The organism is Frankia sp. CcI49 (assembly GCF_001983215.1).
In the GTDB taxonomy this organism is placed as follows: domain Bacteria; phylum Actinomycetota; class Actinomycetes; order Frankiales; family Frankiaceae; genus Parafrankia; species Parafrankia irregularis.
Genome location: NZ_MOWP01000020.1, coordinates 170899 through 183322, shown reverse-complemented (window position 1 = coordinate 183322; position 12424 = coordinate 170899). Strand labels below are relative to the sequence as shown.

General features: G+C 70.7%; 7 protein-coding genes. 3 read left to right on the top strand and 4 right to left on the bottom strand.

What is annotated here, in order from left to right:
- Window positions 1–131: 131 nt before the first annotated feature.
- From CcI49_RS19825 to CcI49_RS19810, 4 genes are all read right to left on the bottom strand, one after another.
- Window positions 132–1643, bottom strand: a complete 1512-nt coding sequence (locus tag CcI49_RS19825) for a hypothetical protein (RefSeq protein WP_076828439.1) — start codon at window positions 1641–1643, stop codon at window positions 132–134.
- A gap of 5 nt (window positions 1644–1648) precedes the next feature.
- Entirely contained in the window at window positions 1649–4858 is a 3210-nt protein-coding gene (locus CcI49_RS19820) for a hypothetical protein (RefSeq protein ID WP_076828437.1), read from the bottom strand.
- A gap of 28 nt (window positions 4859–4886) precedes the next feature.
- Window positions 4887–7352, bottom strand: a complete 2466-nt coding sequence (locus CcI49_RS19815) for a hypothetical protein (RefSeq protein WP_076828435.1) — start codon at window positions 7350–7352, stop codon at window positions 4887–4889.
- Between the two features lie 61 nt (window positions 7353–7413).
- Window positions 7414–8721, bottom strand: a complete 1308-nt coding sequence (locus CcI49_RS19810) for a DUF4407 domain-containing protein (RefSeq protein WP_158230787.1) — start codon at window positions 8719–8721, stop codon at window positions 7414–7416.
- Window positions 8722–9326: 605 nt separating this feature from the next.
- Here CcI49_RS19810 and CcI49_RS19805 point away from each other — a divergent pair.
- The 3 genes from CcI49_RS19805 to CcI49_RS19795 all read left to right on the top strand — a co-directional run bounded on the left by CcI49_RS19805 (window position 9327) and on the right by CcI49_RS19795 (window position 12376).
- Window positions 9327–10850 carry a helix-turn-helix transcriptional regulator gene (locus tag CcI49_RS19805; protein ID WP_083749618.1) on the top strand — a complete coding sequence of 508 codons (1524 nt, stop codon included), beginning with the start codon at window positions 9327–9329 and terminating at the stop codon, window positions 10848–10850.
- Window positions 10851–10856: 6 nt separating this feature from the next.
- Window positions 10857–11471, top strand: coding sequence for a TIR domain-containing protein (locus tag CcI49_RS19800; protein WP_083749617.1), 615 nt, complete (start codon window positions 10857–10859; stop codon window positions 11469–11471).
- 134 nt (window positions 11472–11605) lie between these two features.
- Window positions 11606–12376: a hypothetical protein gene (locus CcI49_RS19795; RefSeq protein WP_076828427.1), complete on the top strand. Its 771-nt coding sequence runs from the start codon at window positions 11606–11608 to the stop codon at window positions 12374–12376.
- Window positions 12377–12424: the final 48 nt, after the last annotated feature.

The window sequence follows — 12424 nt, the reverse complement described above, 5'->3', positions numbered from 1 at the left end:
GGTCTCACGCACACGGCCAGTGTCGCCGGCGGCGGCCAGCACGCCCCGCAGCTCGGCGAACCCGGCCGCCGTCGAGATTCCGTGGTGTATCAGCAGGCCGTAGGAGCAGGCCGATGGACCGAGCCCAGGTTTCAACGACTGGTTGTTCGCAATGCGCGGCCTTGGCTTTCGAAACGGCCGCTGGAGCCGAGGTAGGGCGCCCTGAGCTCGCGGAGCAGCCAGCCGGGGTGCTGCCTGTCGATGATCTCGATGTCGTCATCCCGGTAACGGTCTGGCTGTGTGCGTTCGGTGGTGTTGACAGGCACCGCGCCGATGTCCGGCCGCGGTCCGGCGGCGATCTCGGTCCCGGCCTGGTCAAGTGCACGCCGGGCCGCCGTGAGCGCGCGATCCCACCAGCTGTCCTTGGCCGGCAGCGGCCAGGGGTAGACGGAGGCGACCATCTCGTGGACGCGCCAGACCTCCTCCGCCTCGGCCTCCGACCGCTCGGGCTCGGCGTTGGCGAGTCGCCGAAGCCGCCGCAGCGCCTCCTCTCGATAGCGCGCCCGGACATCCGAGTCGCACAGCGGCCGGTCGGGCCCCCGCTCCCAGGCGCACCGCACCAGTTCGGCCGGGTCATCGAGCTCGGAGACACGCAACAGGTCGCTGACCGCCACCGCGAGTACGCCGAAGCGCTCGGCTTTCGTTCCCAGCGCGTCGATGGCCTCCTGAAGTGGTGCGCCCAGGCCGAGGCTGTCCGCGGACGGCACCGGCGCATGGCCGTGGCCGGCCATCCGGGCTGCCAGACAGTTGTGCTCGTGCTGGGCGACGTCGACGGGGAACGCCAGCAGTACCAGGCCGATCCAGGAGGCGAGGATCTCCGGGTCGGCGAGGTCCGGGGCTCGCAGCGCGGGTGACGCGGCCGGAACCAGGCCACGGCTGCGCGCGGGATGGCCGGCGAGCCGACGCGCTGCCTCCCGCAGCACCTCGCCGCGGGAGGCAGCGGCAACCGCGGCGGACATCTGGACATCGACAACGTCCGCGTCATCGCTGGGCGGCTCGTCCGCCGCGGTCGCGCGAGTGCCACCAGCGCTGGTAGCGCCAACAGCGCTGGCGGCGCTCGTGGCAGGCGGCAGAGGCCGAAGGGCTGTCCCAGACCGGGTGGTTTCCACGCGCCCGGGATGCGAACTGCCTGCTGCGGCGCCGTCGGCCCCCGTGCCAGGTGACCCGTCGCCGACATCGACCAGCGCTGGGCTGAGTTCGCCGGAGGGCATCGGCCCGGCGTTACGGCTGACGAGACGCGCCAGTGCGTCGCCACCGGTCCGCAGCGGGCCGCGGGCCTCCGGCGCCGCCGAGGATGGGTCGATCCAGTCCGCCGCGAGGCGGAGAAGGTCGCTGCGGGCGCGGGAGGTCGAACCAGGTTCGCGCAGCGCGCTCAGTACGGCGCCGAAGTCCGTCAGGTCGTCGGCGGACAGCGAGCTCCCCGGTCGCGCCATTGTCACGAACGCTTCTTCTGGCCGCGGTGCGCCGGTCGCGGACGAGGACCGCGTGGAGTCGTGCAGCGGTGCCTGGAGGGTGGCCGGATGACCGTCGGCCGCCTCGGGCAGTGACACGGCGGAGTCCGTCGCGGGCTCGGCTGGCTCGCTGGTTCCAGTGGTCGTCGTCATTGCTCTCAGTGCTCACCTGTGAAGGGGATCCAGTCGGGGTCGAGGTCGGGCACACCGGGCCTCATTTCCTTGCGCAGCACGCTTCCCGGGTTTCGGAGCAGGTCGGTGAAGGAACGCGCCGGCCAGTAGCGCGGCCGGCCGAGGTGGAGGCGCAGCCGGCCGTCCTCGCTCAGTGACGCGAACCAGGAAGCGCCTTCTTCGGTCTGCCACTCCGGCTTCGGTACTGGTTCGAACAGTGGGGAGTCGCCGTCGAGCGTGCGGGCGAGAAACGTCCAGGTGCCGCCGTCGGGGATTTCCGGCAGCGGGACGGTCGAAACCCGGGCCCGGAACTCCTGCGGCTGTCCATCGGTAGCGGCGGGGCGGACGAACGTGTCGGGATACGACTCGGCCACCGTCCCGTTCGGCAGCGCGGGGAACACCTCGACAGCCCGCTCTGGTCCACTCTGATCAGGCACGGCGAACACCGCCGCGGTCGCCGTCCCGTCGATGAGCGCCTGCTGCCGCAGCTCGTAGCCCTCGTCCTCGGCGACCAGGTATGGCACCCTGCCGAGGCAGAGATTGACAAACGGGTTGAGGCGCTGGTCGACCTCGACCTGCATCTGAACCTTCGGCTGCCCGGGCGCGAGCGGTTTCCACCTGTTGTCCGATTCGGTCGAGACGTGTTCCAGGGCGGCCTCCCGCGCGGGCACGAACTGGCCCCAGACGATGTCCTCGGAGGCGTCGATCATCCGGTAGAGGTCGGCACTCCCCCAGACCGCCCCCCAGGGGCCCCGGGCCGTGCCCAGCTCACCCTTGTGACCGATGACGAACGGGTCACCGGCACGGAGCACGTCGTCGGCGACGTCGTCGTTGCCCCGCAGCCGGAAGTCGCAGGGCAGGCGGAGCATCAGGCCGCCGGTCTGGAAGGCGATCCGGCTGTCGCCCTTCTGCGCCCGCTCGTCGACTCCGACACCGGCGACTGTCGCCGCCCAGGCGGCGCCCATGGACGCCACCTCCTTGGCGCGCTTCTTCTCCACGACAAGGTTGGTCGGGTTCCAGGTAAGCGGCCGGCCACGGACGGACAGGTCCGCGAGGCGGGCTCGGATGGTCTCGGCGACCAGCGGCATCTCGACGGTGCGGCCGGACAGCGCCACTTCGTCGAGCCTGGCGTCGGGGTCACCGCGGAAGGAGGCGCTCACCTGCGCCGCGGCCAGGCCGGCCGCCCGCCGGATGAGCGGCCGGACGAGGCGCTCGAAGTCCTCCGACCCGAGAGTCACCTTGAACGTCATCTCGGCGCTGCTGTTCCCGCTGCCCGACAGATCGTTCCCGCCCGGATCGGCCGACGTCTTCACCGATGCGCTGAGAAACTTGCTCAGGTCGCCGTCCTCCCAGACCCGGCGAGCGCCGAGCTTCCGCTTGGCGTCGTCCGCCTTGTGCCATAGCTCGAGGAATTCGGTGGCCTTTTCCTCCCCTCGGGTGGGCACCAGTTCGTCGAGACGGGCCCTGACCGTGGCGGGCACGGGCTTGCGCGCGCCGCTGGTGACCACCTGCCTGGCCAGGTTCTCGGCCGGCTGGCCGGCGGCGAGCAGGTAGGCGTCGGCGATCGCGGCCTTCAACCAGTAGAAGACCCGCAGCGTGAGGTTGTCACCGCCGAGCTGCGGGTGACCGGTGGTGCCGAGCACCTCGGGCGTGAGCCGGTAGCGGCGCCCGATCAGCCGGTCGTCGTCCGCACCGACGGGGATCTCGGTGAGCCGGACGCCGATGAGGGCGATGTCGGTCGTGCCACCGCCGATGTCGACGACGAGGATGGTCCGCTGCCACCGCTTCTCGCCGTTCGGGCCGTCGGGCAGCCGCCGGGAACGGCCGCGCAGCGCCTCGACGCCGATCCCGGAGGCCGAGCCGATCCCGAGCATGACGAAGTACAGCGCCGCCGCGATCCCCTCGTCGACATCGATCGGTGGGATCTCGACGTCTGGCATCGCCTTCAGGGCAAGCTCGCGGAGCCGTTCGCGGGCGGCCGGCGGAGTCACCGTCGGGCACAGCAGGAACACCCGGCGCAGGGCCAGTGGTTCGCCGGTATCGGGATTCTCCTCGATGCGCTGCTGGGCCTCGCCGTAGAGGTGTTTGAAGACCTGGCCGAGCAGATCGTCCGTCTGCGCCGTCCTCGCGGCGTCCGGCAGGTCGCCGCGCGCGCGGAACTCCCGGAGTGTGGACAGGGGCCGAGGCACGGTGATGCTCGGGAACTCGCGCTTGAGGCTGCGGACGCTGCCTTCGATCTTCCCTCCGTCTTTGGGCGGCTGGTCTCGGAGCTCCATCCGCACTGCGAGCGGATCGAACGTGACAACGTGGACCATGCTGGAAAGCGCGGTGACCGAGCTCTCCTCCGGGGCGCTGAACCGCACCGACTGGAGGCCGTTCGCTTCCAGGGGCGGGACGGCGTAGGCGGCGCGCAGGGCCTGGTCCAGCCGCCGGTGCARCTCACGCGGAGCCCGGCGCCCGTGGCAGGCGACCTCCAACGGGCCGAGAACCGCGTGGAGCACCTCCAGATTGCCGCTGTCCAGCTGGGCCGCGATCTCGTCGAGGGTGCGCTGGTCTCCGGTCCGCCGGAACACCTCGGCGGGCACGCCGCCGAGCAGCTTGGCCCATTCGTCCTGGGTATCGGTGAGCGGCACGCGCAACAGGCCGGCCAGCGCCCTGGCGAGCGCACGGGCCTGCTCGGGGTCCAGCGGGTCCTGCAGATCGACCCTTGGCTTGTAACGGAGCGTGATCGCAGTGGTCGTCGTGCCGAAGTCGAAAACGGCGAAGCCGGTGTACTCCCTGACCGGCGGGTCCGCGGTCGCGGCGCTCGGCTCCAGCGTGACCAGCAGGACCGTCTCGTTCACCGCCGGGGAGGACCACGTCACGGCGACTGTCGCCGCCGCGGTGATCAGCTCGCCGGGGACCCGGATTCCCGGGTTGGTCAGCACGGTGACGGGGGCCGCGGGATGGCCGGCGTCGACGAGCCGCAGCCAGTTGCCGCGCAACCACTCGGCGAGCGGCTCGGCCTGCGGGTCGTCGACGGACAGCTCGGCCTGGATTTTCGGCAGTGCCCGCCCGGGCACCAGCAGCTGCATGGTGACCTCGGGCAGGCCGTAGGTGCCGCCGAGGAGCGGGTCAGGAGAGGCCGTGTAGGTGTTCGCGCCCTGCAGCGTGACGCGCGGATCAGTGCTCCGCGTGATGAGCTCGAAGTCAGCCATGGTCCGGTTCCGTTCCGTCCGTGGGGGTTCAGCGGTAGTCGTCGTCGGGGTCGTCCCCGGGGGCGGCGGCGAGCTCGTGCTCGGTCGGGAGCGCCCGGATCAACTTGTCGATCTCCAGGGTGAGCTGCTGGGAGATCTCCGCGGCGAGCTCGATCACCTCGCCCTGGACGATGTCGCGGACGGCCGTGACGGCCTCGGTCCGGCGCCGGAGCACGGTTGTGAGGTGGCGGCGTGTCGCGCTGCCGGCCGGATCACCCTCGTACCCCGGGTTCCAGGGCAGGGCATGGGGGCCTGGTGGGAAGGGAGCCGCGTCGGCCGGCTCCCTACCCGCCGGCGTGACCGGGCCGGTGCCCGCGAGCCGGGCGCGTGCCGCGTCGGTCAGGCCTGACGGCTGCCCCGCGGCCGGGTCGTGACCGACGAGTCGCGTGCCGGTGAGCCGCTCGAGCCGGCCGAGCCGCTCGGGGCTGAGCGCCGTGGCGAGGACGCCCAGGACGCCCGGGTCGGCGAGGGCCGCGGCGAGCGGGGTGAACAACCGGCTTCGTTCGGCCCGTTCCCACCCGTCCACGGCGTCGAAGACCTCTTTGTGGTACTGCTCGACAAGCCTGCTGGCCGACAGGCCGAACCGTCTGGTCAACGCCTGGGTGGACAGCGCGATCGCCGGCCGTTCGTCGGGCGGGGTCTCCTGCTGCGCGCGCACCGCGAAGCCCGTGTCCTCCCAGCTCAGTTCCTGGGCGAACTCGGGCCAGAAGGGCCAGCGGCGCACCTCCTCGAGGGCGTCCTCGGCGGCCCGGTCGAGCAGCGCCGCCAGCGGCGCCGTGGGGGTGCCCGGCGCCGAGGGCGCTGACCGACCGGCGTATCGAAGGCTGTCGGCACCGCCGCGGAGTTCCCTCGCGGCGTCGCGCAACTCCTCGACCAGGGTGAGCACAGCCTCCTGCGCGGCATTGGCATCGGGGCTGCCCTGGGCGTCGAGGCGAGCGACCTCCCAGTCGTGCTCGGTGAGCGCCGCCTGTACGGCGGCGGCCGCCGTGTTCAGCTGGTCGAGCCGGTTCGCCAGCCCGTTCGTGCGCACGTGGGTGGTCACCAGGCTGCGCAGCGCCGAGATGCCGCAGTCACGGGCGTACTCGGTCAGGGCGTCGCGCACATCGCGGGCCGCGGCGCTGTAGGGATCGCCATCCGCGAGCCGTTCGGCAACGACCGCCCAGGCACCTGGTTCCGCCTGTGGCACCTTCTCGAGGTGCCGGCCCACAGACTGCATGGCTGGCAGCGTGGAGACGAGCACCAACCGGTCCAGCCGGTGGCCCTTGTCGATCCGGGCTCCGGTCAGGCTCTCCGCGACGACGCACACCCCGTGCAGCCGGCTGACGCCGCCGAAGAGCGTCTGCAGCGTCAGCGGCCCGTCACCCGCCGGGGCCCTGACGTCCTCGAACCAGGTCGCCACGACGATGGGCGCACGCGCGACCTGGCCCGCGGGCATGCCCAGCTTGCGCAGAAGCGCGTAGAACTCCAGCGACGCCGGCGCCGCCGGCTTGCGRGTGTCGACGAAGTTCAGGAAGGTCTCGATCCCCTCACCGCCCAGCCCGCTGACGAACAGGTCGCGGTGCTGGGTGTGCTGGGCGTTGAACCCGGGGAAGTCCCGGATCTGCAGATCCACCGCGCCGAGCAGGCCGGGCAGCGGCCAGTTCTCCGGATCGGCCTCGACGGTCGCCCGCAGCTCACGGACCAGCGAGAACGCCTCCCGCAGATGGTTCTCCTGGAGGTCCGCGACCGGGTCGGCCAGGTTGCTCGCCGGGGTGGCCGGGGCCGGCGCCGGCTCGGGGAAGGCCAGCGGTGGGGCCGCGGGCAGCGGCAGCCGGACCCCGGCGCTGACCAGTCCGGGCTTGATGGTGCGCCGCCGGCCCAGCAGGGTGCCCGCCCGCGCCTGCGCGTCGCGCAGCATGACCAGTTCCATGGCGATCTGCTTGATCGTCACATCGCCGGCCTGGTCGGCCCAGAGCCGCTTGCGGCACCAGGCGTTGAACCGCCCCCACCCGTCGGTGACCGGGCAGTAGTCGGCGAGTTCCTGCTGGGCGCCCAGCGCCGGGTTCTCCTCGGTCGCCCGCGTGACGAGCTTGCCGAGCACGTGGTCGGCGCAACGCACGAGCTCGTCGCGGCTCATGAACTGGACCTCGGCATGGACGACCCGGGTCGGCGAACCGGCCGGCGCGGCGCGAAGGCGCAGGACGGTCACGTTGCCGGTCGTCGGATTCTCGCTGCTCTCCAGCAGCAGCGGGACGCCGAGCAGCACACTGAGGACCGTCGACTTCAACGAGTTGTACTCGCCGACCGCGCCCAGCACGATCGGCGCGTCGATCTTCCCGGTGAGCGTGTTCAAATGGCCGARCAGCCGGCTCCGGATCTCCGCGAGCGCGGGCGATGACCGATCGGCGCAGGCGTCGTGCCGGCCCTTCGCCTTCTCCGCCTCACCGCGCAACCGCGCGATTTCGTCCTCGTACACGATGCGTGTTCTCCCCCCAGAGGTCGGCGCCGCGACCGGGCGCAGAGTGTTGGTTGTGCGTTCATTGCGGTGGCGGTGGCGGTGGCGGTGGCGCGCCGCCGCCGGCGTTCGCCTTCTGGCCGTTCGAAGCCGAGTGACCGGAGCCGAACGACGAAGCGCCCGGGGACGGGTTCGAACCGTTTCCGCCTGGATGGTTGGCTCCGTTGGAGCCGTTCGAGCGGATCCACCGGGACGAGAACTCAGGGGAATCGCCGCGCAGCCAGAGCGCGAGCCGGTCGCGGCCCATCGCCACCGAGACCCGGGCCCACGCATGGCGCAGGTCACGAGTCAGGCCGTCGCGGTAGCGGCGTTCCTTGTCCTCTTCGACGTCGCGCCAGCTGGCCCGTGCCTCACGACGCTCGACGATCTCGTCGTAGGTGGATCGGCGGGTGACCAGCTTCGTCAGCAGCGGCAGCAGGTCCGCGCCGAGCAGCACCCCGCGCAGCACCCACGGCCACTGCCGGACCTCGGGATGCGCGGCCAGCACCCGCCGGAGCGCGACCTCCCGCGCAGTGAAGCCACGGTCGTCGCGGATCGCGTCCGCTTCGGTCTGGGTGAGCGTCGGCAGGTTCTCCGGCTTCAGGGCGTCGGCCTTGCGGGTCTGTGCTGCCACCAGGCTGTCGTTGAGCGGCTCGTAGACGTCTTTCGCCGTCTCGTAGACCTCCCAGTCCGCGGCTGCCTTGTCACCGGGAGGGGTGTTGTGGTCGGCGGTGGTGAGCTTGTCGTTCTGGTCCTTCCAGGTCTGGAAGGCACCTTCCATGCGCTTCTTGGCGTCCGCGACCGGCCGATTCAGCGCCGTGATCTCTCTGTCGATCTTCTCGACCTCGAGGTCGCGCTTGTGCACGCGCGCCTCGTCCAGGTGCAGCTCGACGACCGACACCAGCTCACGTCTGATCTCCGGGGCGAAGACCAGCATGAGCATCGCCTCCGCGACCAGGTAGGCCATGCCGAGGGCGATGGCCAGCCGAAGGCCATAGCGGACAATCCGCCTCCACAGGGCCGAAAATCCGCCACCGGTCCGCTTCACCTCGGAGACGATCATCCGGTCGAGCAGGAAGACGAACGTGCCCCAGCCGAGGCTCACGGGTAACAGCCACAGGTGAAACGCGAGCACCGTTGACAGGAAGGCGAGGCAGACAGCCGCGGCGACGGCTCCGACCATGAGCAGCATCAGGCCGTAACCCGCGTAGCGCGTGCGCAACTCCGGCGTGACGAGCGCTGCCGGATCTGCGCCCGCGCACCAGAGCAGTGCCCGCGTCGGCCGTTTCGGCGGTGGCAGGTCATCGTCGCCGCCTGGCGGCATCGCACCGCCAAGCGGTGATTCAGTCACCGGTGCCGCCTCGCGGTCCACCGGATGGCGCGCGGAAATCGCCACCTGAACCGGGCCATGGTCTACCCCCCGTATTCCGAGGCCCATCAGAGGTTTCGTGTCGACCGTATCGACCTCTGTTCATTGCGTCTAGCATCCTTCGAGCTTTCACAACGGAATGCGGAACGGAGCACAATGGCCGCCCCCGATGTTCGCCTGAGGGCGCGCGATGTTCATCAGATCACCGGTGGCCGGACCGTCCGCCGTTGAAACGAAGGGGCACCGCCGCGGTGGTCCTGTCGGCTGCCGCGGGGTTTGATCCTGCAATCCGCCTGGAGTGGGGCCACACCAGGTCCGTGCGAGTCCGGGTTTCGCGCCTCGTCGGCCCTTCTTGTTGCAGCCACCCTAGAGAGACGGTGGCGAGGTGGTATAGCGTTGCCCGTCTCCAGTTGAGGTAATCACGGAGGGCGACAGTCAATCACGCGGCGTCGTCTCGGATCGGCGCGAGCGGGCGGTCACGGCGCCCGGCCTTTCACTTGCTCTTTGTCCAATGGAGTAGGGTCACGCCAGCCTTGAATCGTCTCAACGGCCAGCAAAAATGCACTGATCTACCCAAGTGCGACCGTATGCTCATTTCTGTGAGCCAACCGGATCTTGAATGGTCCACCCCACTGGGCGGCGAGCTGCGCGCGCGGCGTGAGGCCGCCGGCCTGAGCCTGCAGGGCCTCGCCGTGCGCAGTGGTTACAGCCGGTCGTACCTGAGCCGCGTCGAGACCAGCAGGCGGGCGGCGACGCCCGCTGTCACCCGGACCTACACCGAGCTGGTCCCGACCGGTCCGACCCCGACGCCGCGGCACAGCCCACAGTCGCCCCCGGGGCGTGCGGCCGGTCCGGAACTCGATGTCACCTGGTTCGGCTCCGAGGTGCGTCGCCTGCGCATGGCGACGGGCAAGTCCCTGACGACGCTCGGATCCGAGGTCTACCTGTCGCGTTCCCATCTCAGCAAGATCGAGCAGGGCGACCGCCGTGCGAGCTATCCGCTCGCGCGCTCCCTGGACACGGCACTTGCCGCCCAGGGCCGGCTGACGCGGCTCTACCTCGAGGAATGCACGCGGGCCGTCCCGGTCGCCCCGGACACGGACATTCTCGCCCGCAGCGGACGGGACCGCGTCGAGGCCGGAGATCCGGACCCTGCCGAGCGCGCGGCAGCGGCGGCGGAGCGACTGGAGACCTTGCGGATACGCAGCCACCAGGTGGGTCCGTACTCCGTCCTGCCCGACCTCGGCGCCGGCGTCATCAACCTGCACGCCGCTGCCGGAGACGGCCGGGGCGCGGCCAGCCCGGTGTGGGCGGTGCTGCTTCGCTACGCCGAACTGCTCGGCTGGACGGCTCAGGAGACCGGGCACGACGCGACAGCTCTGCGCTGGACGCGAACGGTCGCGGACTGGGCGCGTGCTCTGGGCGACACCGACGCGCTCGGGTACGCCCTGATCCGGCAGTCGCAGGTCGCGCGGCGACGCGGCGACGCGGAAGCGGCCGTCGGCCTCGCCCGCCGGGCGGGCGCGCTGCCCGGGATCTCGCCGCGCGTCATGCTGTTCGCCACGCAGCGCGAGGCGCAGGCCTGCGCGCTCGCTCGGGACGACGCCGCGTTCCGCCAGGCTCTCGACCGCTACTACGCGCTGGTCGACCTGCCTTCACCCGACGCGGCCGCTCTGGATCCGGCGACGCGGTGGGGACCCGCGCCGGATCCGTTGTTCGAGCGCTCCCAGCTGTTCGAGGCGACGTGCCTGGTGGACCTCGCCGACTTCCGCACGGCGGCGGCGCTGTTCGACCGAGGCATGGCCACGCTCGGCCCGCTGCGCTCGGGTTACGCCCGCCTGGCAGTCCGGCAGGCCATCGCCTACGCGCATCTCGGCGAACCCGACCATGCCAGCGACGTCATGCGCGGTGCCCTGCCGACGCTGGCCCGTCAGGGATCGGCATCCCTGCGCGGCGATCTCAGGCTGTTGATCCGCGCGCTGAACCGGCACCGCCGTTGTTCTGCCGTGGTCGCTCTCCTGCCGGACCTGACGTCCGTGGCACGCAGCGCCGGCGGCGTGGCCCCGAGCAGCCACAGGCCCTCCGGTGCACCGACGCTGAAGGAGAAGTAGCTGGTCATGGCCGAGCAGAGATATTTGATCTTCATCAGCTATCGCGGTTCCGATCAGAACTGGGCAACCGAGTTCGTCTACGCGCGGATGACCGAGGCGTTCGGCGCCGACACGGTGTTCAAGGCCGGGAACGCACTTCGCGCAGGCGAGAGTTATCCACCCGTCCTGCGGCGCCAGGCGGTGGCCTGTCCGGTGATGCTCGTCTGCATCGGGCCTGGTTGGCTCGAGGCCGGCGCGCCTGAGGCCGGCCGGCGCCTGGACTCGCCGGACGACTGGGTGCGCCTGGAGATCACTCTCTCGCTCCACGCCGGGAACCACGTGGTGCCGTTGCTGATCGGCAACCACGATGAGGTGCGAATCCCGACGGAGGACCAGATACCGGAAGACCTCAGAGATCTGATCGACCGGCAGGCCCACCGGCTCGCGCCAGGCGCAGGTCTCGACGTCACCGTGCCGATGCTCGTCGAGCGGCTGGTTGAGCTCGTGCCGGAACTGGGCGAACGCCGTACCGGCGCCGCCCCGCGGCGAGATGCGACCACGCCCACCCCCGCGCCCGGAAACGCCACTCCCGTTTCGCTGAGTTCGGCGCTCGACGCCGCCGGTCGACCCGATCTCTGGTGACACTCCACGCAGAACACCTGCCCGTCTGATGAGCGGCCCCTCTGGAGCCGGGAGGACCACGTCACCCCATGGCGCACGGAATCGGGCGGATCGCGTCCGGAGAAACCAGACCTGCCTGGCGGGAGGAGACACCCATGGCCGACGACGAAGCTCACCGGCTCCCCGACGATCTGCGGTCGTTTCTCGATGACGACTCGAGTGTCGACGACCGGGAATCGGGCCTTGCCCACCGGGCCTTCTTTGTCGAGGAGCAGGTTCTCGGCAAGAACACATCGCGATTCGTCGCCGAAGGCGGCGTGCAGTTCAACAGCGTGCAGGTCTACGCATTGACTCCGGAGAACCTCCCGCCGATGGCGAGCCTGCGTCGTGGGCTCGCCGAACGACAGCTGGAACTGCTCAAGTTCCGGTTCACGATCGACCTGCTGCCACCCGGTCGCAGTTACGTGTCGGTCAGCGTCCGCATCACCGTCCAGTCGCYGGTGACCGTGCTGATGCTGCAGCCGCATCTGGACACGGCCGACACCGACCTGGAAAAGACGTCGAACTCCGAAGCGGCCCTCGATGTGGCACGTCTGGTTCAGGTTCACCTCACCAGGTCGCACGGCAACACAGCTCGGCGAACCGAGCACCTTCCGGTCACGACCGCCCTTGATCTGGGCCCCAGGGGCTTCGGCTGGACCTTCGAGGCGCGTGAGGGCGCGCCCCTGTTCTCCCGGACGGTCCTCACCCACGCGATGATCGAGGTGCCGCGCGGCACGCCCAGCCTGTCTGGGCTGTTCGATGCCGAGGCGCTCATCATCCGCCGGGTGCTGAACACCTCCATCAGACGGCCCGCGAAGCCGGCCAACTCGGCGGCCCCGTTCACCGTCGATCTCACCGCCGCGCCCTGTCAGAGCCGGCCCTGAACGTGCCGAGCGCCGCCTCGACGCCACCACCTGACCCGTCGTCCGGGA